Source organism: Pseudoflavonifractor capillosus (assembly GCF_016902575.1).
Taxonomy (GTDB): domain Bacteria; phylum Bacillota; class Clostridia; order Oscillospirales; family Oscillospiraceae; genus Enterenecus; species Enterenecus capillosus_A.
Map to the genome: position 1 here is coordinate 176,512 of NZ_JACSNZ010000001.1, position 23,853 is coordinate 200,364.

At 58.0% G+C, this 23,853-nt stretch carries 23 protein-coding genes and 2 tRNA genes; 14 read left to right on the forward strand and 11 right to left on the reverse strand.

Annotated elements, in window-relative coordinates; all coding sequences use genetic code 11:
• The first annotated feature begins 14 nt into the window (after positions 1-14).
• The 7 genes from H9X86_RS00960 to H9X86_RS00990 all read left to right on the forward strand — a co-directional run bounded on the left by H9X86_RS00960 (position 15) and on the right by H9X86_RS00990 (position 7,476).
• Complete coding sequence (locus tag H9X86_RS00960) at positions 15-725, forward strand: pseudouridine synthase (protein ID WP_204899713.1); 711 nt, start codon at positions 15-17, stop codon at positions 723-725.
• 131 nt (positions 726-856) lie between these two features.
• The gene (locus tag H9X86_RS00965; protein ID WP_204899714.1) at positions 857-1,732 is read left to right on the forward strand and encodes an SIS domain-containing protein; all 876 of its coding nucleotides are present in this window, start codon (positions 857-859) and stop codon (positions 1,730-1,732) included.
• Positions 1,733-1,768: 36 nt separating this feature from the next.
• Entirely contained in the window at positions 1,769-3,034 is a 1,266-nt protein-coding gene (locus H9X86_RS00970; protein WP_204899715.1) for a BaiN/RdsA family NAD(P)/FAD-dependent oxidoreductase, read from the forward strand.
• Positions 3,031-3,723, forward strand: a complete 693-nt coding sequence (cmk, locus tag H9X86_RS00975) for a (d)CMP kinase (RefSeq protein ID WP_204899716.1) — start codon at positions 3,031-3,033, stop codon at positions 3,721-3,723. Before H9X86_RS00970 ends, cmk begins: the two co-directional genes overlap by 4 nt.
• Positions 3,723-4,313 carry a lysophospholipid acyltransferase family protein gene (locus H9X86_RS00980; protein WP_204899717.1) on the forward strand — a complete coding sequence of 197 codons (591 nt, stop codon included), beginning with the start codon at positions 3,723-3,725 and terminating at the stop codon, positions 4,311-4,313. Before cmk ends, H9X86_RS00980 begins: the two co-directional genes overlap by 1 nt.
• Positions 4,310-6,256: a bifunctional 4-hydroxy-3-methylbut-2-enyl diphosphate reductase/30S ribosomal protein S1 gene (locus H9X86_RS00985; RefSeq protein ID WP_204899718.1), complete on the forward strand. Its 1,947-nt coding sequence runs from the start codon at positions 4,310-4,312 to the stop codon at positions 6,254-6,256. The genes H9X86_RS00980 and H9X86_RS00985 overlap by 4 nt, the downstream gene beginning before the upstream one ends.
• Positions 6,257-6,327: 71 nt before the next feature.
• The gene (locus H9X86_RS00990; protein ID WP_204899719.1) at positions 6,328-7,476 is read left to right on the forward strand and encodes a DUF362 domain-containing protein; all 1,149 of its coding nucleotides are present in this window, start codon (positions 6,328-6,330) and stop codon (positions 7,474-7,476) included.
• Positions 7,477-7,519: 43 nt separating this feature from the next.
• On the opposite strand, the gene H9X86_RS00995 is transcribed toward H9X86_RS00990, so the two are convergent.
• Together H9X86_RS00995 and H9X86_RS01000 are read right to left on the reverse strand one after the other, a co-directional pair.
• Positions 7,520-9,238, reverse strand: coding sequence for an ABC transporter ATP-binding protein (locus tag H9X86_RS00995; protein ID WP_204899720.1), 1,719 nt, complete (start codon positions 9,236-9,238; stop codon positions 7,520-7,522).
• Positions 9,235-10,134 carry a helix-turn-helix domain-containing protein gene (locus H9X86_RS01000; protein ID WP_204899721.1) on the reverse strand — a complete coding sequence of 300 codons (900 nt, stop codon included), beginning with the start codon at positions 10,132-10,134 and terminating at the stop codon, positions 9,235-9,237. The genes H9X86_RS00995 and H9X86_RS01000 overlap by 4 nt, the downstream gene beginning before the upstream one ends.
• A gap of 176 nt (positions 10,135-10,310) precedes the next feature.
• On the opposite strand from H9X86_RS01000, the gene deoC reads away from it, so the two are divergent.
• The 3 genes from deoC to H9X86_RS01015 all read left to right on the forward strand — a co-directional run bounded on the left by deoC (position 10,311) and on the right by H9X86_RS01015 (position 12,038).
• The gene (deoC, locus tag H9X86_RS01005) at positions 10,311-10,991 is read left to right on the forward strand and encodes a deoxyribose-phosphate aldolase (protein WP_204899722.1); all 681 of its coding nucleotides are present in this window, start codon (positions 10,311-10,313) and stop codon (positions 10,989-10,991) included.
• A 72-nt stretch (positions 10,992-11,063) separates the two neighbouring features.
• On the forward strand, positions 11,064-11,414 hold the full coding sequence (locus tag H9X86_RS01010; protein WP_204899723.1) for a sporulation initiation factor Spo0A C-terminal domain-containing protein: 351 nt from the start codon (positions 11,064-11,066) through the stop codon (positions 11,412-11,414).
• A gap of 27 nt (positions 11,415-11,441) precedes the next feature.
• The gene (locus tag H9X86_RS01015; RefSeq protein WP_204899724.1) at positions 11,442-12,038 is read left to right on the forward strand and encodes a carbohydrate-binding family 9-like protein; all 597 of its coding nucleotides are present in this window, start codon (positions 11,442-11,444) and stop codon (positions 12,036-12,038) included.
• A 44-nt stretch (positions 12,039-12,082) separates the two neighbouring features.
• On the opposite strand, the gene H9X86_RS01020 is transcribed toward H9X86_RS01015, so the two are convergent.
• From H9X86_RS01020 to H9X86_RS01040, 5 genes are all read right to left on the reverse strand, one after another.
• Complete coding sequence (locus H9X86_RS01020) at positions 12,083-12,892, reverse strand: putative ABC transporter permease (RefSeq protein WP_204899725.1); 810 nt, start codon at positions 12,890-12,892, stop codon at positions 12,083-12,085.
• Positions 12,889-13,437, reverse strand: coding sequence for a DUF4364 family protein (locus tag H9X86_RS01025; protein WP_204899726.1), 549 nt, complete (start codon positions 13,435-13,437; stop codon positions 12,889-12,891). The genes H9X86_RS01020 and H9X86_RS01025 overlap by 4 nt, the downstream gene beginning before the upstream one ends.
• A 100-nt stretch (positions 13,438-13,537) precedes the next feature.
• Entirely contained in the window at positions 13,538-14,047 is a 510-nt protein-coding gene (locus H9X86_RS01030; protein ID WP_204899727.1) for a peptidoglycan-binding domain-containing protein, read from the reverse strand.
• A 14-nt stretch (positions 14,048-14,061) separates the two neighbouring features.
• Positions 14,062-15,243, reverse strand: coding sequence for a peptidoglycan-binding protein (locus H9X86_RS01035; protein ID WP_204899728.1), 1,182 nt, complete (start codon positions 15,241-15,243; stop codon positions 14,062-14,064).
• Between the two features lie 10 nt (positions 15,244-15,253).
• Complete coding sequence (locus H9X86_RS01040; protein ID WP_204899729.1) at positions 15,254-15,643, reverse strand: spore cortex-lytic protein; 390 nt, start codon at positions 15,641-15,643, stop codon at positions 15,254-15,256.
• Positions 15,644-15,794: 151 nt separating this feature from the next.
• On the opposite strand from H9X86_RS01040, the gene H9X86_RS01045 reads away from it, so the two are divergent.
• Positions 15,795-16,433, forward strand: a complete 639-nt coding sequence (locus tag H9X86_RS01045) for a redox-sensing transcriptional repressor Rex (protein ID WP_204899730.1) — start codon at positions 15,795-15,797, stop codon at positions 16,431-16,433.
• Between the two features lie 88 nt (positions 16,434-16,521).
• Positions 16,522-16,598 (forward strand) — tRNA-Arg (locus tag H9X86_RS01050).
• Positions 16,599-16,693: 95 nt separating this feature from the next.
• On the opposite strand, the gene H9X86_RS01055 is transcribed toward H9X86_RS01050, so the two are convergent.
• Positions 16,694-18,013 (reverse strand): putative ABC transporter permease, encoded by a 1,320-nt coding sequence (locus tag H9X86_RS01055; protein WP_243416765.1) that lies wholly within the window; start codon positions 18,011-18,013, stop codon positions 16,694-16,696.
• Between the two features lie 361 nt (positions 18,014-18,374).
• Between H9X86_RS01055 and H9X86_RS01060 the strand changes: the two genes are divergently transcribed.
• A tRNA-Gly gene (locus tag H9X86_RS01060) sits at positions 18,375-18,448 on the forward strand.
• 230 nt (positions 18,449-18,678) lie between these two features.
• Here the strand turns inward: H9X86_RS01060 and H9X86_RS01065 are convergent.
• From H9X86_RS01065 to H9X86_RS01075, 3 genes are read right to left on the reverse strand one after another with little or no spacing between them, the layout of a single operon-like run.
• Positions 18,679-20,514, reverse strand: a complete 1,836-nt coding sequence (locus H9X86_RS01065; RefSeq protein ID WP_204899731.1) for an ABC transporter ATP-binding protein — start codon at positions 20,512-20,514, stop codon at positions 18,679-18,681.
• Positions 20,514-22,691: an ABC transporter ATP-binding protein gene (locus H9X86_RS01070; protein ID WP_204899732.1), complete on the reverse strand. Its 2,178-nt coding sequence runs from the start codon at positions 22,689-22,691 to the stop codon at positions 20,514-20,516. Before H9X86_RS01070 ends, H9X86_RS01065 begins: the two co-directional genes overlap by 1 nt.
• A 23-nt stretch (positions 22,692-22,714) precedes the next feature.
• Positions 22,715-23,212 (reverse strand): MarR family transcriptional regulator, encoded by a 498-nt coding sequence (locus H9X86_RS01075; protein WP_204899733.1) that lies wholly within the window; start codon positions 23,210-23,212, stop codon positions 22,715-22,717.
• A gap of 193 nt (positions 23,213-23,405) precedes the next feature.
• Between H9X86_RS01075 and H9X86_RS01080 the strand changes: the two genes are divergently transcribed.
• Positions 23,406-23,853, forward strand: a 448-nt coding sequence (locus H9X86_RS01080) for a hypothetical protein (RefSeq protein WP_204899734.1), incomplete at its 3' end; no start/stop codon positions are given.

The following is a 23,853-nucleotide window of genomic DNA, read 5'->3' on the forward strand; positions in this document are numbered from 1 at the left end:
AGGAGCGTGTAGGCTTGGAGGAGCGCATACAAAAGATTTTATCTGGGGCGGGAGTTTGTTCCCGGCGCAGAGCGGAGGAATACCTGACAGCCGGCCGGGTGCGGGTCAACGGACGTGTGGCGACGTTGGGGGAGAAGGCGGATCCTCAGCGGGATCATATCGAGGTGGACGGGGTGGCTTTGGCCCAGCCCCGCCGCCATACTTATCTTATGCTCCATAAGCCCCGGGGCTTTGTCACCACCCTGTCGGATGAGAAGGGGCGCAAAACAGTGGCTCAGCTGGTGGCAGACTGCGGAGTACGGGTGTGGCCGGTGGGACGGCTGGACATGGACTCAGAGGGGCTGTTGCTGCTCACCGATGACGGAGCCCTCACCCACAAACTCACCCACCCCTCCCATGAGATTCAAAAGGAGTATCACGTCCGGGTTACCGGCGATGTGGCCTCGGCGCTGCCCACCCTGTCCCGCCCCATGGTGGTGGACGGGGAGGACATGGTGGCGGATGTGGTGGAGCCTCTGGGCCCTCAGCGGCTGAAAATCGTCATTCACCAGGGAAAGAACCGCCAGGTGCGGCGGATGTGTGCCGCAGCGGGACTTACCGTGACACGCCTGGTGCGTGTGCGGGAGGGGAATCTCCGCCTGGGTGAGTTGAAACGGGGCGCCTGGCGGCACCTGACGGAGGGGGAAATGCAGGAATTGTTTCGTGAAATTTGCAAGGGAAGGTAAGATTCTTGCAAAGACCCTTGCATTTTGACAGTGGAACGAGTATCATACAAAAGAAAGACCATAGAAGAAGTCGGCGGCCCACTGTGGTACGCCGATTTTCTTGGGATTAGAACCAAAAAGGGGGATAGGCTGTGAGTCGGGACATTTTGACGTTGATTCAGAGCAATATGGACTCTTTTTCCAAGGGGCAGAAGCTGATTGGACGATATATTCTGGAAAATTACGACAAGGCGGCCTTTATGACAGCGGCCAAACTGGGGCACACCGTGCGCATCAGCGAGTCCACGGTGGTGCGATTTGCCGCCGAGCTGGGCTTTGACGGATATCCTGCCATGCAGCGGGCCTTGCAGGAGATGATTCGCAGCAAGCTCACCACCGTGCAGCGCATTGAGGTGTCCAACGACCGGCTGGGAGACCACGACCTGCTGGAGAAGGTGGTGCAGTCTGATCTGGAGAAGATTCGTACCACCCTGGAAGAGATGAGCCGGGAAGAATTTTCCGCAGTGGTGGATGCCATTGTCAAGGCCCGGAACATATACATCTTGGGGGTGCGCTCTTCTGCGGCCCTGTCCGACTTTTTGACCTTCTACTTCAATCTGATGTTTGACAACATCCGACAGGTGAAAACCACCCTGGCCAGCGAGATGTTTGAACAGATGCTGCGGGTGGGGCAGGGGGATGTGGTCATCGGTATCAGCTTCCCTCGCTACTCTACCCGCACGGTGCGGGCCATGGAGTTTGCCCGGGATCAGGGCGCCACAGTGGTGGCCCTCACCGACAGTCCCATGTCTCCGCTGTATGACACCGCCAGCCTGCGGCTGCTGGCCAAGAGCGATATGGCCTCCTTTGTAGATTCTCTGGTGGCTCCCTTGTCCATCATCAACGCCCTGATCGTGGCAGTTGGCCGGAAAAAATCCGCAGAGGTCACCGCCACTTTTGAGCATTTGGAGCACATCTGGGACGAATACCAAGTGTATGAAAAGGTGGAGTACGACGGGAAGGGATAAGCCTGTCCAACACGGTTTGAGAGGAATGGAAACGGATTGAAGACAGAGAAAATCATTGTGGTGGGTGCCGGGGCTGCGGGCATGATGGCAGCCATTTCGGCAGCACGACAGGGGGCGCAGGTGCTGCTGCTGGAGCCCAACGAGAAGGTGGGTCGCAAGCTGTACATCACGGGAAAGGGTCGGTGCAACGTCACCAACCACTGTGCCCTGGAGGAGCTGATGGCCGCCATCCCCCGCAACGGGAAATTTTTGTACAGCGCCCTGTCCCGGTTTGATGCCCAGGCTGCCATGGACTTTTTTGAGGGCCTGGGTGTCAAGCTCAAGGTGGAGCGGGGCAACCGGGTGTTTCCCGCCTCGGACAGGGCAGCGGATATCATTGACGCTCTGTTTTTTGAACTGCGCCGCCAGGGGGTGGAGCTGCGCCAGGACCGGGTGACTGGGCTTCAAATCCGGGACGGAGCCGTGGTGGGAGTCACCACCCGCAACAGTTCTCAGGGCATCGAAGCCGCCCAGGTCATTGTGGCCACTGGAGGTGCCTCTTATCCCCGCACCGGCTCCACCGGGGACGGCTACCGGCTGGCTGGGCAGGCAGGGCACCAGGTGGTGCCGATCCGTGGCTCTCTGGTGCCGCTGGAGTCTCCGGACCCCTGCTGCGCACAGATGCAGGGGCTGGCCCTGCGCAACGTGGCCCTGCGGGTGAAAAACCGCAAGGGAAAGGTGATTTACCAGGAGCAGGGGGAGATGCTGTTTACCCACTTTGGACTGTCCGGGCCTCTGGTGCTCTCCGCCTCCGCCCACATGAATTTTCAGCGGGACAGCTACACCCTGCACATTGACCTGAAGCCTGCCCTGGATGAGGGCAAGCTGGATGCCCGACTGGTGCGGGACTTCACGGAGCGGGCCAACCAGAACATGGGCAATGCCCTGGGAGGCCTGCTCCCCCAGTCCATGATCCCTGTGGTGGCTGGCCGGGCTGGCATTCCCCTGGACACCAAAGCCCACGACCTGCGCAAAGAGCAGCGGCGCAGCCTGCTGGAGACCATGAAGAACTTCACTGTGGAGGTCAGTGGCCCCCGCCCGGTGGAGGAGGCCATTGTCACCGCAGGAGGTGTGAAGGTGGGGGAGATCGACCCCAAGACCATGCAGTCCAAGAAGGTGCAGGGACTGTACTTCGCCGGAGAAGTGCTGGATGTGGATGCCTATACCGGCGGATTCAACCTTCAAATTGCCTGGGCCACCGGCTGGGCAGCCGGACAGGCGGCAGCAGAAGTTTATCAAGAAAAGGATGGTGCAGCAGTATGAATCACTATCACAGCATAGCCATAGACGGCCCATCCGGGGCGGGAAAATCCACCCTGGCCCGGGCACTGGCCCAGGAGATGGGCTACCTCTACGTGGACACTGGGGCCATTTACCGCACTGTGGGGCTGGCGGTGTACCGCCGTGGGGTGGACCCCAAAGACCCGGCAGCGGTGGAGCAGGTGCTGGGTCAGGTGGACATCACTATGGGTCACGGCCCCGACGGGGCACAGCGGATGTACCTGGACGGGGAGGACGTGTCCCAGGCCATTCGTCAGCACGTCATCTCCGGTTACGCCTCTCAGGTGGCGGCATTGCCGCCGGTGCGGGCATTTCTGCTGCAAAAACAGCGGCACCTGGCGGATAACCACAATGTCATCATGGATGGCCGGGACATCGGCACCGTGGTGCTGCCCCGGGCAGATGTGAAGATCTTCCTCACCGCAGACCCGGAGGACCGGGCACGCCGCCGCTATCTGGAGCTTTTGGAGCGTGGCCAACAGGCGGATTTTGAACAGGTGCTCACCGACGTGGTGGAGCGTGACCGGCAGGACATGGAGCGGGCCATCTCCCCCCTCAAGCAGGCGGAGGATGCCCAGGTGGTGGACACCACTGGGAAGGACTTGGAGCAGAGCCGTGCCCTGCTGCGAGATGTGATTCGATCCACCCTGGGTCAGGAGGAGGAAGCATAATGAACCGAGTGTATGCGGTGCTCTACCCGCTGGTTTGGATTTTCATGCGGATCTTCCACCCCTGGAAGGCGGAGGGTCGGGAGAATGTGCCCGACGGTCCGGTGCTGCTGTGCGGCAACCACACCACCCTGGGCGATCCTGTGTATGTGGTGTGTGCCCTGGGTTGGAGGTGCCAGACCAGGGTCATCGCTAAAGAAGAGCTGATGGAGATCCCCGTGCTGGGCTGGCTGCTGAAAAAGGCGGGCATCATCGGTATTAAGCGGGGCAAGGCGGATGTGTCTGCCATTAAGGAGGCCATGCGGGTATTGCGCAATGGGGAAAAGCTGATGCTCTTTCCCGAGGGCACCCGGGTCAAGGACGGGGAGACCGCTGAGGCTCGCACTGGGGCGGCTATGTTTGCCACCCGCACCGATACCATGCTGCTGCCCATCTACATTTCCCCCAAGAAGAAGCTGTTTCGCAAAACCCGGGTGGTGTTTGGCAAGCCATACAAGGCCACCTATGAGGGTAGAAAACCCGGGCCGGAGGATTACCAGCGCATTGCCGATGATCTGATGGAGCGCATTCACCAGTTGGGAGGTGCCCAATGAGAGAGGTACTGCTGGCCAAGTCCGCCGGATTTTGTTACGGGGTTCGCCGGGCGGTGGAACAGGCGGAGCAGTTGGCCCAGAGCCAACAGATCTATCTGCTGGGGGAGATCACCCACAATGACCATGTGATCTCCAAGCTGGAAGGGCTGGGTGCTGTGACGGTGCACAGCACCCAGGAAATTCCCCAAGGGGCCACGGTGCTCATCCGTGCCCACGGAGAACCGGATGCGGTGTACCACCAGCTCAGGGAGAAAAACTGCCGAGTGGTGGACGCCACCTGCCCCAACGTCACTCACATCCACGATATTGTCCGCACCGCTTATGAACAGGGCCGTGTGCCCATCATTGTGGGCGATGCGGATCACCCGGAGATCGTGGGTATCGCCGGATGTGCGGAAAATGCTGTGGTGGCGGAGAATTGGGAAAAATTGGATAAAATCTTTCAAAACAGGCCGGAATTGTGTGGACAACCCCTGACCTTTGTGTCTCAAACCACGGCGATTCGGGCGAATTGGGAAAATTCCGTTGAAAACGCAAAAAAAGTGTGTACAAATGCGGAATACTTTGATACAATATGTGGTGCTACGTCTAAGCGTCAAACTGAGGCGGCTCAATTGGCCGGCAGGTGTGACAGTATGATCGTCATCGGAGACCCCAAAAGCTCCAATACCCGGCGTCTGACCCAGATTTGCCAGGAGTCCTGTGACCATGTGGTTCAGGTGGAGCAGGGAGACGATCTGTCCCCGGAGGACTTTTGCTCTGTCCGGACGCTTGGCATCACTGCCGGTGCATCTACACCGGAGTGGATAATAAAGGAGGTCTACAACAAAATGAGCGACGAAATTATGGAGATTGAACAGTCCTTTGCTGAGATGCTGGAGGAATCGTTCAAAACTTTGAATACGGGGGATAAGGTCACTGGTACTGTCGTTGCCATCACACCCACTGAGGTGCAGGTGGAGCTGGGCATCAAGTACCCCGGTTACATCCCCGTGTCCGAGCTGAGCGACGATCCCGACGTGAAGGTGGAGGACATCGCCAAGGTTGGCGAGGAGATCGAGACCTACGTCATGCTGGTCAGCGACCGTGACTGCATGGTGAAGCTGTCCAAGAAGCGCCTGGATGCTGCCAAGAACTGGGAGACCATCGAGAACGCTGTGGAGAGCAAGGAAGTGCTGGAAGGCACCATCACCGAGGAGAACAAGGGCGGCCTGGTGGCCAATGTCAAGGGCATCCGTGTGTTCATCCCCGCTTCTCAGTCCGGCCAGCCCCGTGGTGCTGACCTGTCCGGCATGGTGAAGACCCGCGTGCAGCTGCGCATCACCGAGGTCAACCGTGCTCGCCGCCGCGTGGTGGGCTCCATCCGTGCTGTGGCTGCTGAGGCTCGTGCTGCTGCCGCCGCTGAGATCTGGAACAACATCGAGGTGGGCAAGCACTACACCGGTACCGTCAAGAGCCTGACCTCTTATGGCGCCTTTGTGGACATCGGTGGTGTGGACGGCATGGTGCACGTCTCCGAGCTGTCCTGGTCCCGCATCAAGAACCCCGCCGAGGTCGTTTCCGTGGGCGATCAGGTAGAGGTGTATGTCATCTCCTTCGATCCCGAGAAGAAGAAGATCTCTCTGGGCATGAAGGACCGCAGCCAGGAGCCCTGGACTGTGTTCACCAGCAAGTACGCCGTGGGCGATGTGGCCAACGTGCGCATCGTCAAGCTGATGACCTTCGGCGCCTTCGCCGAGATCGTTCCCGGTGTGGACGGCCTGATCCACATCTCTCAGATTGCCGATCACCGTGTGGAGAAGCCCGGCGACGAGCTGGCTGAGGGCCAGATGGTGGACGCTAAGATCATCGCCATCGACGAGGAGAACAAGAAGGTGTCTCTGTCCATCCGTGCTCTGCTGGAGGGCGCTGAGGAGGAGACTGAGGAGACCGAGGAGGTCTAATCTCCCCATCATAATCCAAAAATCCCCCGGCTTCGGCCGGGGGATTTTCTGTTCAAAAGGAGTGACGTCGTATGCCGGACGTGGTGTTGACCCGATGCCAGGACTATTCCACCCAGGAGGTGGAGCGAGCACTGAGGGAGGTGCTGGAACCTCTGGGTGGGCTGGACTGGGTGAAACCGGGAATGAAGATCGCCATCAAGGCCAATCTGGTGACCTTTCTCAAGCCGGAACGGGCGGCCACGACCCACCCGTCCTTGCTGTGCGCCCTGGTGAAGGAGCTGGCAGAGCGGGGGGCAGACGTGGTGGTGGGGGACAGCCCTGGGGGGCTGTACAATGCCGCATTTGTGGGACGTGTGTACCAGGCCACCGGCATGAATCAGGTGGAGCAGGCGGGGGCACGGCTGAACTGGGATTTCAGACACACCCCGGCGGACTACCCCCAGGGAAAGGTGTGCCGCCAATTCACCTATACCTCCTATCTGGGCCAGGCGGATGCCATCATCAATTTCTGTAAGCTGAAGACCCACGGAATGATGGCCATGACCTGCGGGGCCAAAAATATGTTTGGAGCCATTCCTGGGGCCATGAAGCCGGAGTACCACTTCCGATACCCCGATCCCCGGGACTTTGCCCGGATGATTGTGGATCTGGACGAGTTCTTCAAGCCTCGGCTCACCATTGTGGACGGGGTGACCTGCATGGAAGGCAACGGCCCCACCAGCGGTACACCTCGCCATGTGGGACTGCTGGCAGCTTCGGAGAGCTCTCACAAGGTGGATCTGGTGTGCGCGAAGTTGCTGGGCCTGCGCCGTGAGGAGGTGCCCACCCTGGAGGCGGCGCTGGAGCGGGGCCTTATTCCCCGAGCTGTGGAGGAATTGACGGTGCAGGGCAACGTGGAGGATTTCGTAGTTCCTGATTTTCAACGCATTGAGACGGGAAACGGACATCTCTTTGAGGGAGACGGGAAAAAGTTGTCCAGTCGCCTGCGTGGGGCGGTCATGGCCAAGATTTTCAGCCAGAGACCCAAGGTCGTGCATAAGCTGTGCGTAGGGTGCGGGGTGTGCCGGGACATCTGCCCGGCCAAGACCATTCGCATTGAGAAGGGGAAGGCAGTCATTGATCGAAAAAACTGTATTCGCTGCTTTTGCTGCCAGGAGTTCTGCCCCAAAAGTGCCATGGTGGTGCACCGCACCTGGGTGGCCAGAATGCTTGAGAAATAAAAAGGATGTGTGGCAGAAATATATGTTTCTGCCACACATCCTTTTATGATGCCGGCTGAGACAGGGTGAAGAGAGAGTAGAAATAGCCCTTTGCATCCATCAGTTGGGCAAAGCTGCCCTGCTCCTGGATACGTCCATCTCGCAGGACAAGAATTTCGTCGTATTGTGCCATGAGATTGGTTTCCAGGCGATGGGTGACCACAATGCGGGTGGTGTCTTCCAGATTGAGAATGGACTGGGTGACGGCAGCAGCTGTGGCGTTGTCCAAAGCGGCGGTGGCCTCATCCAGCAGCAGCACTGGCGTTTTACGCAGCAAACACCGGGCAATGGAGATGCGCTGGCCTTCACCGCCGGATAGGTTCACCCCGTTTTCACCGCACAGGTAATCTTCACCCCGCTGCTCCACCAGCTGGGACAGCCCAGACCGCTCCACGGCTCCTGCAATCTCCTCCTGGGGAAAGGAGCGGAACATGGTCAGGTTGTTGCGGATGGTGTCGTCGAAGAGAAATACATCCTGGCCCATCAGGCTCATCAGGTCGTAGAGACTGTGGGCATCTACCTCCCGCAGCTCGGTGCCGTCAATGGCAATGGAGCCAGTGTATGCCCCGCTGGCCCCCATGAGCAGGTGGAGAAGGGTGGACTTGCCGGAGCCGGAGCCTCCCACAATGGCGTAGGCTTTTCCGGCCTGGAAGGACATGCTCACATCGTCCAGCACCGGCTTATCAGGCTCGTAGCCAAAGGACACGTGGTTGAGGGTAATGGCCTGGCTCAAGGTGGCTGGAATGGACACACCGTCCTCTTGCTGGTTTTGCTCTGTCAGCTCCGTCAGCTTGTCCATGAGGGCCAGAGCGGCCTTGCGGCTGGCCCAGTACTGGGGCACTGTCTGGATGGGCTGGAGGAGCAGACCGCACAGGTTGACCATAATCAAGACGGTACCGGCGGTGATTTCCCCGGAAATAGCCAGGTAGGCACCAAAGAGGAAGATGCCGAACTGGACGAGAAAGCCCAGACTGGTGGCCGAGGCAGTGATGAGGCAGGAGAACCATCTCCGCCCCTCCTTGGTGTGTTCCACCTGGTGATTGGCCTGCTCAAACCGGGAGAGCACCTGCTGCTCTGCTTTGAAGCTCTTAATGACAGAAAAGCCCCCCAGCAGGTCTTTGAGCATGGACACATAGCCCTCGTTTTCCTGGCTGACCTTCTTTTCCCGGGCTGCCAGCTTGTTCCCGGTGGCCAGAGTGACAGCGATGGGGAGAAAACTCAGAAGGATGGCAGCCAGAGCCAGTTTCCAGCTGTACCATAGCATCATGCCCAAGGAGCCGAAGAAGAGAAGCACCTCGGAGACCAGAAAAAAGGATTGGTTGAGGTAGTTTTCCTCGATGGAATTGGTATCGTTGGTGAGGGCGGAGAGGTATCTCCCGGTGTTTTCCTGGGAAAAGGCCCGGATGCTCTTTTGGGACAGCTGAGAAAAGGCTAAATCCTTGTACTGGGCCAGCCCCCGGTGGATGAAGCGGCTCTTGGCCCGGCACATGGCCAGCTGGGAGAGAAAAATGACCACAGACAGCCCCAGGCAGAACAGGGTGGTGTGGGCCAGCTGTGTCAAATTCCCAGTGGTCATAATATCCAGAATGTGACCCAGCAGATAAGAGACGATGAGGTTCCAAATGGTGCCTGTGCAGATCAGGGTCAGAGCCACCCCGAAACAGAGACGATTGCCCCGGAAGATGGCCTGGGTATAGAGAGTGTGGTTGGAATGGTGTTTCATGGTGCATCCTCCTTTCCCTCTGTGGGCGGGGTAAGGATGGGGCGTTTGCGGATATCGCAGGAGAATACATATGCGTCGTGCCGCTGCATCAGCCACCGTGCAAAGTATAGAAAGGGAACAAAGGCATAGTTATCGTGGAGGGTATAGACCTGGGTGGGGCCGTTCTCCAGTTCTAAATTGTGCTTTTTCAGCAATTCACACTCTTCCATTTGAGAAAGCGCTTCCAGCACATCCTCCAAGGGAAGGTGGGTTTGCTTGGCAATGGCGGAGGGGTGATAGAAGTTTTTCTCCCGCCTGTGGAGATACAGGAGGATTTCCAAAGCGCCGGGGAGAGCCAGGGCGGTGAACAGCTTCCGACACTCCTCCGGAGAGGGAAGATTGTTCTGGTACCCTCCTGATGGCTCCGGCATCAACAGGTAGAGAGGGAAATCCTTGGCCAGTACCCCCAAAAGCAGGCCCTCCTCTGCATGGACATAGGCTCGCAGCCAGGTGCGGGAGGGAATCGTAGGGATAGCGCTGTCCATATAGCAGGTGGTCCCTAGGGTCATAGCGGGGAGAATGCCTGCGCTCATCAGGTCGCTGCCCAAACAGGTGGAAGTGGCAGCCAACAATTCAAATAAGGCGGAAAACCGTTCCTTCGACGGGATAGACAGTAACCATCGCTGAAACTGGGTGGTCATATCGGCGTTGGATGGCTCTGCCCGCCCAAACAGGGCGTCGATGCTCACCCCCAGTCGGTCAGCTAGAAGCGGCAGCAGCTCCACATCCGGGGCGCCGCCCTTCTCCCACTTGCTCACCGCCTGGGCGGACACGCCCACCAGCTGGCCCAGCTGTTCCTGGGTCAGCCCCCGCTCTTTGCGTAGGCGGGTGATGGTGACACTCAAAAGCTGGTTCATAGAAATCACTCCATTCACTCTATGGTTGCATTATATGGAAAGCATCGGTTGAGTGCAATGGAGAAATTCTTGAGTAGATTCAACTGATGGTTAAATGATGGGCGAAAAGCCTCTTGCAATGGCACACAGGGAAGGGTATGATGGGGGAGAGCACAGAACACGGGGAGGTGATAACATTGGATCAGGAGCGCATTTTGGCCTCGGTGGATCACACCCTACTGCGCACCACAGCCACTTGGACGGAGATTCGAAAGATCTGCGACGATGGGATGGCCTTTGGCTGCGCCTCGGTGTGCATTCCACCCAGCTATGTCAGGCAGGCGGCGGAGTATCTGGGCGGACGGCTGCCGGTGTGTACCGTCATCGGCTTTCCAAACGGCTATTCCACCACGGCGGTGAAGGTGTTTGAGACCCGGGATGCCATTGCCAATGGAGCGGACGAGATCGACGTGGTGGTGAATTTGGGCTGGGTGAAGGATGGCCTGTGGGATCAGGTGCTCTCCGAGCTGCGGGCGGTGAAGGAGGCCTGCCAAGGGCATATCTTAAAGGTGATCGTGGAGACCTGCCAACTGACCCAGGAGGAGAAGGTGCAGCTGTGCCAGCTGGTGACAGACAGCGGGGCGGACTTCATCAAGACCTCCACCGGATTTGCAGGGGGAGGCGCTACCCGGGAAGATGTGGCCCTGCTTCGCTCCTGCGTGGGGAAAGAGGTGCAGGTGAAAGCTGCGGGGGGCATTTCCACCCTGGAGGATGGGGCGGATTTCCTGGCCCTGGGGGCCAGCCGTCTGGGCACCTCTGGCATTGTGGCATTGTGTAAGAAACAGGGCGTGTCGAATCACGTCGAAAAATCAGAATGAAATTTCTTTTGTTTTTCCGGAAGATATAGTAAAATGATGGAGAAGAAACAAGAAATGGAAGGTGGGATAAGATTGAATCAGCAGCGTGCGATTCGAGATGTCCTGCGCTCCATGGGACTGTTGGGAGACTCTCTGTCCATGCGGCAGCTGGTATGTGCGGTGGAATTGGCCCACCGTAATCCAGAGCTGCTGCTGCGGGTGACTAAGGGGCTGTATCCGGCTGTGGCAGCCCACTTTGACCAGGCTACCCCGTCCACGGTGGAACGGAACCTGAGGCTCATTCGGGATCATCAGTGGAACAAGGGTGACCAGGAGCGGCTCAGAGAGATGGCGGGATTCCCCATCCGCGTCAAACCAACAACCGGAGAGTTTGTGGATCTCATCTGCTACTATATGGAGTTCAAAGGAGCTTTCGATGACTGAAAACCAAACTTGGAGATGAATCTGTATATGAAAGAGCGTTATCGTGTATTGCAGGGAGACGGAGCAAACTGGGACAGCATTCCCAAGATGGAGCTGAAGGAGACGGGATGGCTGGAGAGTGTGGGTGTCAAGGCCTGGGCGCAGGTGTGTCACGACGGGGATAACCTGTATGTGCGCATGGCTGCGGAGGAGAGTAACATCCGTGCCACCCTCACCGGGACGTTGGATCAGGTGTGCAATGATAGCTGCCTGGAGTTTTTCTTTGCCCCTGTGGCGGAGGATGCCCGGTACTTTAACTTTGAGTGGAATCCCCTGGGCACCTTGAATCTGGGATTTGGCGGGACTCGCCCCACCCGGGTGCGCCAGATCGTGAAGAAGATGGAGGAACTGTTCCAGCCCCAGAGCTGGCAGGAGGAGGGGAGCTGGGGCATTCAGTTCCGCCTCCCCGCTGAGTTTGTCTGTCGGTACTTCCCCGGCTTTACCCTCACCGGGACGTGTGAGGCCAACTTCTACAAGTGCGGAGATGAGACAGACCATCCCCACTACCTGGCCTGGTCCCCTCTGACCAGCGACAAGCCGGACTACCACCGACGTGGAGATTTCGGCACCTTGATTTTGGAGTAAAAAATTGCGCAGACTGCTTTTAGCGGTCTGCGCAATTTTTATATTCAGGATTTTTTCTTCCGCTGGGCACGCTTTTTCAAAAGCTCGTTGCGGGCGGCAGCGGCGGTGGCTTTCAAGTCGTCGGTTAGGCTGGCGTAGCGGCTGGTCAGGTGCATATTGGCATATTTACGCCGGAAGGAACGACTGTAACGCTCCAGACGGGCGATCTGCTGATTGTATCTGCTGCGCACGGCGGCGGATTGAGACTCCAACCGTTGTCCCAGCTCGGCCTTGCCCAGGGATAGCTGGACCTGGGCCTCGTCCCGGGCGGTGGCCAGCTTCACCACCAGCTGGGAGACCAGGGCCAAGCGGCGGATGGTGAATGCGGCATCCACCAATAGAATCGCCAGCAATGTGATACATAGAGTGTCCACAAGCCAGGGGGATAGGGAGTCATAGAGCCGCTCTACCAGGGGATGGATCCAGAAGATCACCACATAGGACAGCACACCCCAGGTCAGGGCGATGGACAGACACACCCGGCCCTTGAGGTTGAAGTGCCGATCGGAGTAATCCCAGTAGCGCACGTGGGTGGTGGTCTCCAACAGCCAGGCCACAAAGTACTCCCACGAGGTCATCACCACCACTGCGGTGAGATAAAAGAGCACAAGGCTGCTTTTCAACGGGGTGAAAAAGAGGATCATCAAAACCACCCCGGCGCCGTAAATGGGGCACACCGGGCCGTAGAGAAAGCCACGGTCTACCAATCGGCGCTCATGGATGGAGCAGTAACAGGTCTCCATGAACCACCCCAGGAAGGAGTAAAAGATGAAGTAGAGCACCAGGGCTTGGATGGAATATCCCAAGATGGTCAAGTGGTTTCACCTCGCTGTTCTGGGTCGTTTAAGAGCACCCCCAGCACTCCATTGTAAATGCGGTCCGGGTGCTGTGTAAACCGCTGGGCGATGTCCTCCCCCTCTTCTTTGGTTGCGGTGAGCAGGGAGAGGGTGAAGAGATTATCCCGGTCGTCGTCCAACATCAGGCGCACGGTGTAAAAGGTGCCGTCCGGGGAGGGATCCACCTGACTGCGTACCTGGGCCTTGCGCTTGAGAGCGGCATTGAAGGGGGCCAGACGCTGGTCACAGCGCTGGCGGATGACGGGGGAGAGGCTGCTCTCTCCGTCGGCACAGTTGCGCCGACCCTTGTCGGTGGGGGCGTAGAAGTCCCCCTCCCGTACCAAGTGCTCACTGTCCAGCAGCTCGGAGACGGCTTCGGCGAACACGAAATAGTCCACGCCGTCGTCGCACATGACCAGATCGGTGAGGGTGGCAAAGTCAATAGGGGCCGCTACCCGGGTAAGAATATAGAGAATGAGCAACTTGATGTCCAATTTGCTGTGAATGAATCCAAAACGGGCCATGGTATCTTTCCTGCCTTTCATGGGATAACAGCCGCACGTTCCGGCTGACTATATTATACCGAAAAAGGCAGGCGCTTACAAGGGAAAACTGGACGTGTTTTCAGGCTGCACCGGACAGGGCGCCACGCACCACAAGGGCGTGGTAGAGACGCACCAGGATGCTCCAGGTGGGGCGATCCAAAACGCCGGTGACAGGTAATTGGGCCAGGCCTTGCAGCTGCTTGATGTTCTCGCTGTCTGCGCCGGGGGAGTCCTGAAAGTTGTTGAGGGTAGGGGCCAGTGCGCTGAAAATGGTACGCACAAAGGCCCACTCCGGGGTGCCGGAAGGGGAGGGCACGTATTGGGGGGAAATGATTTGCAGTGGGGTGGGAATGCCGTTTTGCAGGGCAATGAGATCCGTCTGTACCCGCAGGGCAAGCCAGGTCTCATAGTCTACCACCCCAGTGACGGGCAGGCCAAAGTCACGCTGGAAGATCATCACAGCCTCCAGGGTGCGCTCGCCAAACACTCCGTCCTCCACCAGGCGAGGGATGGCGGGGTGGGTGAAGGAGAGGACATTGAGCATATGTTGGATGTCCCGCACCGGGGAACCGGTCAGTTGTAATTCCATAAGCCAGTGCCTCCTTAATCATTGCTCCCGTAGGAGAGAGAATAGCCGGGGAATTGTCCCGCTTGAAACTGATTTTCGATTTCAGAGGGGGAGATGGGAAGATTGGCATCGGCCAGGGAGGTGGTGGCAATGCCCACATATTCGTCGTAGAGTTTTTGCCAGGTTGCATTGTCCACCACACCGGTGGCGGGCAGGCCAAAGGCAGTTTGGGCATCCTGTACCGCCTGCTTTGTCTTGGGGCCAAAGATGCCGTCGATGTCCAGGGTGGGCAGTGTAAAGGAGTATTGCCCGATGAGGGAGAGAAAATACTGCAAAGCGGACACGGCAGGGCCTCGGTCCCCGCTGCGCAGTACCTGGATGCCGGAGGGACCTTGCACCTGGGTGAAATTTTGCCCCTCACTGACCAGCTCGGAGAGTTTGGTGACAGCCACATAGAGGAATACGAGTTTGTACCAGGTGGCCCGCCCTACAACGCCGTCCACACTCAGCCCAAAGATGGACTGGAATTTCCGTACCGCCTCCAGGGTTTTGGGGCCGAAGATGCCGTCCACCTGGGACAGGCGGGGGATGGCGGGATAGTTCTGTCCGATACGGTTGAGCATGGCCTGGAGCACCACCACGTCTTCCCCGGTGGCGCCTTGGCGCAGGGGATAGCCGGGATAGGAGTTGGGCACATCCCGGATAGGGGCATCGTTGACCAACTCGATGTTGTCCCCGTAGTAGCGGCGCAGGATGGTCATGTAGTCTGCTCCTTCCTGTGCCAATGCCTCGCTGCCCCACTGGGACAGGCCGTCGCAGGTGGAGGTGGTGCCATTGCAGAACTTGGCTGCCAGCGGCTCCACAAAGCCCACACGCCGGATGTAGGTGGTGAACATCTCGTCTACCAGACGGTCGATGTTTTCAAAGGTGCTCCGGCCTTTGATGAATTTTTGGTCATTTTGGGTCTCGCTGGTGATATCGAAGTCATAGCCCCTGCTGGGGTAGAACTCTGTGTACACCCGGTTGAGGGCAAAGGAGATCTGGGCCAGAATGTTGGCCTTCAATGCCTCCGGAGACCAGGTGGGGTAAACCTCGCTGGAGGCTACATTCTTGATGTAGTCGGGAAAGGTGACGGTGACATTTTCCGCCGCCTGGCTGGGCTGACCCAGGTGTACAGTGATAAATTGGGGCACATAGGGAATGACAGAAACGGCCATAAAAACCTCCTTACAGTGGTTGTGGGGTCACTTGGGTGAATTGACGCCCGGGTGAGGACGGCTCTGGGATGGACAGGGGGATGAGAGGCACACTCTGGGTGGTCTCCACCCCGGAGAAGATCTGAAGGTCTTGAAATACTGCCACCTGGTACCCCGGGTGCTCCACCACCAGAGCGTAGGAGGAAAAGGGGAGGGGTGTGCCAGGGTTTTGGCTGAGGTTTGCGTCGGGTGCGGGCAGGGAGATGGGGCCTGCGATGCCGCTCTCGTCGGCAATCAGTGCGGATAGCAGCTGATAGCGGCCCTGGCCGTCTTGCTGGGCCACCAATACTGTGGCTCCTTGTATGGGCAGCTGCGCTCTGGATGCGTAGACGTGGACAATGAGGCTGCCGGATTGTGCCATGTAAGTTACCTCCTTGAAAGCAAAGAAATGTCATGGGAACATATACAAGCAAATTGACAAAGATGTAACAATGATATAGAATATTGTGCGTATGATGTAAGAGTGACAAGACTGCCGCCGATTAGATTTTGGCAAAGTGTGAGGGTGTTGTATGAAAAAAGATAAGATTTCTTCCGCCGTGATCCGTCGTTTGCCCCGGTATTATCGGCATTTGGATGATTTATACCGTGCTGGGACCATTCGGATCTCTTCCGGAGCTTTGGCCCAGTCTATGGGGCTTACCGCCTCCCAGATCCGGCAGGATCTGTCCTGCTTTGGGGGATTTGGCCAGCAGGGCTATGGTTATAACGTGGAGCGCCTGCGGGGTGAGGTGGCGGAGATCCTGGGCATGAACAGGGGTCATACCGTGCTCATCTTGGGTGCAGGTAACTTGGGTCGTGCCCTCATTGAGAATTTCCCCTTCCGTGCCAACGGTTTCCGGCTGGTGGCGGCCTTTGATGTGGATCCCAACCTGGTGGATACCAAGCTGGGGGGCGTGCCGGTATACCACATCGACGGGCTGGACACCTTTGTGCGAGAGCACCGGGTGAGTGTGGCAGTGCTCACTGTCCCCGGAGCTGTGGCGGTGGATACCGCCCGTCGCTTGAGCAGACTGGGGGTAGACGGCATCTGGAATTTCACCAATGTGGAGTTGCCTGAGCAGGAGATGCCAGAGGTGAAGGTGGAGAACGTACACTTTGCTGATAGCCTCCTGACGCTCAGTTATATGATTTCCGAGGAAGAAGTATGAGCAAAAAATTTTTTCAGGGAAAATGAAAAAAGTGCTTGCAATTTCATTTCAGCTGTGCTAGTATAATCGAGTCGCCAGGAAACGACAAGCGGCTGTAGCTCAGCTGGATAGAGTGTTTGGCTACGAACCAAAAGGTCGGGGGTTCGAATCCCTCCAGCCGTACCAAAAATCGACAAGTTCCGTCAGGAACTTGTCGATTTTTACTTATTCCCTATTTCTATGTTATGTGCAGTGAAACGGGAGCGTCGGGCGTTTGTTTGTCACGGTTCGGTAACCAGTTTGGCGTTGGGATAGATGCGTTCCATTCGGTCATCGGGATAATGTTCGTCTAAGAAGGCAGAGATGGCATTGCCGGGGGCGTCCGGATTCTTGTGCCGCTGCTGATAACGGCCCAGAGCCAGGGCGGAAATGAGAATGTTGCAGGCCATAAATACCACCAGCACAGCGGTGAGAATCCGGCCTGCTTTGAGTGGAATGCGTTCGATGAGCCGGGACAGGCGGGGGTAGAGCAGCTTCATCCAGGCAGCGGCGGCGATGCCCCAGAAAAAGCAGTAGAGCAGGTTGACCCGCCCGGCCAGGTTGAAGGGAATGTGACTGTAATCCCAGAACACGGTGCCAAAGACCAACTCGGTGAACACGCTGCACACGTATTCATATACGCCGCCTACAATGGTTCCAGCCACAAAGAGATAGCCTTCGCTCTTGTCCTTATAGCGGTAGAGCAGGGCGGTGAACATCACAGCGCCCAGACCCCACACCACGCTGAAGGGGCCGTAAATCAAACTGCTCCGGCTCATCCAAAAGCCCATAGTGGCCCGACAGAACAGCGTCTCGATGATATCGCCCAGCAAGGCGGCAATGACAAACAGCCAGATCAGCTTGGTGAGGGAACAGCCCTGGGCAAAAACCGTTGCCTTTACAACAGGCCTGTTGGAATCGGGCTGCTCCAGATTGGGGTAGGCGTGGAGCATACGGGATTGGATGCGCCGGGTGATGGCGTGGCCAAAGAGGGAGGACAGCTCCTGAAAGTCCTGGGTGAGCTGGGAAATACGGCGCAGGCGCACCCGCATTCCCACTGTGATGCCCAGGGAAAGGATCAGGTCCACCCCCACAAGGCCCAGGCATACCAGCAACACAATGCGGGTGACCAGCGGGGGGAAATCACCCAGCACCAGGGCCAACAGAGGGTTGACAAACCGGATGCACAGCCACGCTGCCCCGCCCAAAGCCAAAAGCAGGGGAAGGGAGACATAACCGTAGAGATGGAAACGGTGATGGGAGAAGTCCCACCATCTGCGGTGGAGCATGCGCTCCAGCACCACGGCGGTGGCCACAATGATCACGGTAAAGAGTACGCAGGAGCCAAGAATGAAAAACAGAGGCCTGTCTGTCAGCTCAGAGAGCAGCACCGTGGAGAGTACAGCGCCGATGCCGTAGATGGGGCTTAGAGGAAGATTGAGAAAGCCTGGGTTGACAAAGGTGTGTTTTTTGGCGGCGCACACCGCCACACTGATGCACCAGCCCATCAGGGAATAGATGAGAAAGAACCAGGTCAGTTGGGAGAGTGTGTAGGTCATCATGGACTCCTTTCAGGGGAAATGACAAAAAACTCACTCCAGATCATCTGGGGTGAGTCAATATCTATGTAGATGGTGGGAAGCAGGACGATCAGCGCTGGCTGGGGATGGTATGGTCGTCGCTGAAGATCATGTCGTCCACATCGGTGGTGAGCTTGCGTTCGGTCATGGTATTACACCTCTTTTCTGGGTCAAAATCTATTGTGTATTATAGCAAGGTACAGCAAAAAAGTAAAGGTGAGAATTGTAAAAAAACAATAAAGAATTGGTGGAGGTGGGGAAAAAGGGGAGAAAAGGGCGGTAAAAAACACTTGCAATTTTCTGGGGGGTGTATTATAATACATTTCACCGAGTAAAATTCCATGCGGGTGTAGTTCAATGGTAGAATGTCAGCTTCCCAAGCTGAACACGGGGGTTCGATTCCCCTCACCCGCTCCAAAATGAAAGCACCTGCGAAAGCAGGTGCTTTCATTTTGGGAGCCATAGGCTCATTTTAATGCTCGGCGGAAGTGAATTCCGCCTGCGCCAAGGTTTTCGCCCACGGCGAAAACACTTGGACGGCGCAAACGCGCCGCCGGCCCTTGGCCGGTTTTTCTTCTTTTCTATTCACTCTTCACTTAAAAGTCAGGGGATGCAGGCATGAAAACCTGTATCCCCTGTTTTTCTATTTAAGCGGTGGTGGCAAACTGGCTGTTATACAGGTTGGCATAGAAGCCGTTTTGATCCAGCAACTGCTGGTGGGTGCCGGTTTCCACAATGTCACCGTCCTTCATCACCAGGATGACGTCGGCGTTGCGGATGGTGGACAGCCGATGGGCGATGATGAAGCTGGTGCGGCCCTGGGTGAGGTGATCCATGGCCTGCTGGATGGCCACCTCGGTACGGGTGTCCACGCTGGAGGTGGCCTCGTCCAAAATGAGGATCTTGGGGTCGGAGAGGATGGTGCGGGCGATGGTGAGCAGCTGTTTCTGACCCTGACTGATGTTGCTGGCATCCTCGTTGAGCACGGTGTCATAGCCGTGGGGGAGGGTACGGACGAAGTGATCCACCTGAGCGGCCTTGGCGGCCTGGAGTACCTCTTCATCGGTGGCAGACAGGCGACCGAAGCGGATGTTTTCCATGATGGTGTTGTTGTATAGCCAGGTGTCCTGGAGCACCATGCCGAAGGCGTCCCGCATCTCACCCCGGGCAAACTGGCGCACATCGTAGCCGCTGAGCAGCACGGCGCCCTCCTTCACGTCGTAAAAGCGCATCAGCAGCTTGACGATGGTGGTCTTGCCTGCGCCGGTGGGGCCGACGATGGCCACCTTCGTGCCGGGCTGGATGGTGGCGGAGAAGTCGTGGATGATGGTCTTGTCGGGCAGATAGCCGAAGTTGACGTGGGCAAACTGCACTGAGCCGTCGATGGAGTCTGGATCCACAGCTGGATTGGGGTCAGCGGCCTCCTCCGGCTCCTCCAGGAAGAGAAAGACCCGCTCGGCAGCGGCAGCGGTGAGCTGGAGCTGGTTGGAGATGTTGGCCAGCTGGTTGATGGGCTGGGTGAACTGGCGCACATACTGGATGAAGGCCTGGATGTCACCTACGGTGATGGCCTGGTTCAGGGCCAAAAATCCGCCCAGCACACAGATGGCTACATAGCCCAGGTTGCTGGCAAAGTTCATCAGAGGCATCATCAGACCGCTGAGGAACTGGCTCTTCCATGCGCTGTGGTAGAGCTTGTCGTTCATCTCGTTGAAGGTGTGGATGGAGTCCTCCTGGCCGTTGAAGGCGGTGACCACCACATGTGCCCCGTACATCTCCTCCACATGGCCATTGACGTGGCCCAGATACTCCTGCTGGCTGCGGAAGAACTTTTGGCTGCGGCGGATGACGTTCATGACGATCAGCAGGCACACCGGGAGGATGCACAGGGCGATGAGGGTCATCCAGGGGCTGATGGACAGCATCATGATGAGCACGCCCAGCAGCAGGGTCACCTGGGTGACCACCTGGGACAGGCTCTGGTTCAGGGTCTGGGTGACGGAATCCACATCGTTGGTGATGCGGCTGAGCACTTCACCGTGGGAGACCTTGTCGAAGTAGGACATGGGAAGTCGGTCGATCTTTTGGCTGATGTCGGTGCGCATGGTGTAGCTGACTTTGGTGGCGATGCCTGCCATGATCCAGCCCTGAACATAGGAGAGCAGGGCGCTGAACAGGTACAGCCCACCCAAGAACAGCAGAATGCGGGCCAGAGCATCAAAGTCAATGCCGCCGGTTCCGGCAATCATGGCCATGAGCCCCTCGAAGAGCTTGGTTGTGGCTTTGCCCAGAATCTTGGGGCCGAGAATGGAGAAGGCGGTGCCGGCAACGGCGCACACCAGGGAGAGAATGATCATGGGGAGGTAGCGGTTCATATATTTCAAGAGCTTGGCCATGGTGCCCTTGAAATCAGCTGCCTTATCCCCGCCGCGCATACCTGCCGGCCCATGGCCCATGGGGCCGTGTTTCATAGGTCCTGCCATTATGCCAATTCCTCCTTTGAAAGCTGACTGCGGGCGATTTCCTGATAGGTCTGGCAGCTTTCCATCAATTCCTTGTGGGTGCCTCGACCCACCACCTTGCCCTGGTCCAGAACCAGGATCTGGTCGGCGTCCAGGATGGTGGACACCCGTTGGGCCACGATGAGCACAGTGGCCTGGGTGGTGTACTCCTTCAAAGCGGCCCGCAGCTGAGCGTCGGTTTTGAAGTCCAGGGCGGAGAAGGTGTCGTCAAAGATATACACCGGGGCCTGCTTGGCCAGGGCTCGGGCAATGGACAGGCGCTGCCGCTGTCCGCCGGAGACATTGGTGCCGCCCTGGCTGATGGGGGTCTGCATTCCTTGATCCAGCTGGGCGATAAATTCAGAGGCCTGGGCAATGCGGGCGCTGGTATCTACCAATTCCTCACTGGCCTGGGGATTGCCGTAGCGCAGGTTGCTCTCCACAGTGCCCCGCAGCAGCAGACCTTTCTGGGGGACATAGCCGATGACATCCCGCAGCTCCTTCTGGGGCAAGGTGCGGATGTCCACCCCGTCCAGGGTGATGCTGCCCTGGGACACATCATGAAAGCGGGGGATGAGGTTGATGAGGGTGGACTTGCCCGAGCCGGTGGAGCCGATGAAGGCGGTGGTCTGTCCAGGTTTGGCAGTGAAGCTCACGTGCTCCAGCACGTCGGCATCCGCACCTGGATAGCGGAAGGACACGTCGTGGAACTCCACCACGCCTTGAACAGGCTGAGAGAGGTGGACGGGAGTCTGGGGATCCTTCACCTGGTTCTCTGTGTCCAGCACCTGGTGAATGCGATCGGCGGACACGGAGGCCCGGGGCACCATGATGAACATCATGCTGATGAACAAAAAGCTCATGATGACGTGCATGGCGTATTGGATAAAGGCCATCATGTCTCCCACCTGAAGGTTGCTCTCGGCAATCTGCTTGCCGCCAAACCACACGATAAGCAGGGACAGGCCGTTCATCACCAGGGTCATGGCAGGCATCATGGTGGCCATGGCCCGGTTGACAAACAGGGTATTGGAGGTCAGATCCCGGTTGGCGGTTTCAAACCGCTCCTGCATGAATTTCTGGTTGGAAAAGGCTCGAATTACCATCAGGCCGCTGACCTCCTCACGGCTGACCAAGTTGAGGCGATCCACCAGGGACTGCATCTTCTTGAACCGGGGCATGGCCACGGCAAAGAGGATCATCAGCAGACCCAGCATCACCACCAAAGCCAGGGCTAGCACCCAGGCCAGGTTGGCGCAGGTAGACAGGCCCATGATGAGTCCGCCGATGCCCATGATGGGGGCAAAGCACAGCAGCCGGAAGCCCATGCTCAAAAAGTTCTGCACCTGAGTGATGTCGTTGGTGGAGCGGGTGATGAGGCTGGCTGCGGAAAATTGATCCATCTCATCGTTGTTGAAGTAAGTGACCTTGGTGAACACGTCCCGACGCAGATCCCGGGCCACCCCTGCACCCATCCGGGCCATGCAATAGCCGGCGGCCACGGCACAGGCGGTGAGCAGCACGGCCAGCACTGCCATACGGGCGCCGGTGGTGAGAATGTAGCGGGTTTGGATGGCGTCAGTGTCCGCCCCCAGCTGCTGATAGATCTGCTTGACCATGACCACACCGGTCTGCTCCAGCATGGTGTCGGGGGTCTGCTGGGCAACCTCAATGGCCTGGGTTATGAGGGCTTGACCTTGGGGCTGACCCAGCAGTTGCCCCAGGGCTTGGAAGCCGTCGGGGGAACCGTCAAAAGCTCCAGACTGGGTCATCAGCCAGGTCAGGGCATAGCTGGCTCGGCCAAAGGCTCCGTCCACCGCCTCCTGGTCCTGGGTGTGGAGGGCAAAGTCGTCCTCCGTGGCCTGGGGGAAGGTCTCAGCGAGACTTTCGTAGTTGGGGTGGTGGGCCAGGGGCACATAGGCCTCAAATACCACGTCCTGGTCGTCCATGGACATAAACTGCTCCATCAACCCCAGGGTGTCTGCGGAGATCACCTGGGGGGCAGCAGAGGTAATGCCACCCTGCTGCAAGCCCACATTGACGATGTCGCTCATGTAGTTGGGCAGAGACAGCTCCAGCATGGCCTGGCCGAAGAGAAAGGCGATGCCCAGCACCAGCAACAGCGCATAAGGTTTCAAATATTTCTTGAGTTTTAACATAGGATCCATATCCCTCCTGGATGTTAAGGTGTTTGGGTGGAAAACTCCTCTTCCACCGCCAGGGCCAGGCTGTGGAAAGCCTGGATGAGCAGCTGGGTGTTTACCCCGCTCTGGGTGTCCAGACGGTGGAGAATATGCTCCAGCTTGCCCAGCATTTCCTCCCCTGTGGATTGGAGCAGGGTCAGACCTGCGGGGGTGAGGTGGATCCACACCGTACGCCGGTCATGGTCGTCCGGCACCCGCTGTACATACCCCAGCTCCTCCAGCTTGGAAATGCGCTGGCTCACCGCAGGCATACTCTGCTTCATGGTCTTGGCCAGGGTGGACAGGGTCATGGGCCCAGGCTCCTGGCCGGTCTGCCCACAGGCCAAAGGGTGGCCTTCCGGGTGGCGCAGGGTAAAGAGAGTGAAAAATTCTGACTTGTTGATCCCTGTGTTGGGGATGGCCAGCTTCCACGCCCGGCGCAGTCGATCCATTTCCCGCAGCAGCTCCAGGGAACGGCTGTGTGGCTGTGTGTGCACAAAAATTACCTCCCATCTATCCCCACCTCAAAAAGGTTAGGTTACATAATTATGAAACATAAGGAATTATACCCGTGGTGCATGCAGATGTCAACAACTTCAAAAAAAGTTCACAAATAGCCGGGAGAGGAGGCATATTTCGGAAAATGTGGACATAGGGTGCATTACGATCATTTGGACGAGGGGGGAAGGTATGGATGCAGGGATAAGACGGCGCACTGTGCCGGAGCGGGGGCGGCGCACGAACCCTGCCGGGGGGCGCGGAGGAGCCACCCGCTGGGGCATCCAACTGGCGGCCAGTGCCATGTTGTTTTTGCTGGTCTTCATTGGGCGAGGGGTGTTTCCTGGACAGGCCCAGGCGGTGCGGCAGCTGCTGGAGGAGGATATGGATGTGGGGCTGTGGGCGCAGCGGGCGGCATCGTGGGCAGAAGAGGCTGTTCCCGGCGGGGACTGGCTGGTAGGCCTGGTGGCGGGGCAGGCCCAGGGAGCGGAAAGTCCCGTGCAGCAGCAGGTGAAGCTGCTGGGCCAACAGCAGGATCTGGGCCAGTCCTACATCAGCGGCAATCAGGAAGAGTCTGGGGGGCAGGCGGAGGCGGAGCAGACTCCGGATCCTACGCCAACCCCGGAACCGACCCCGGAAC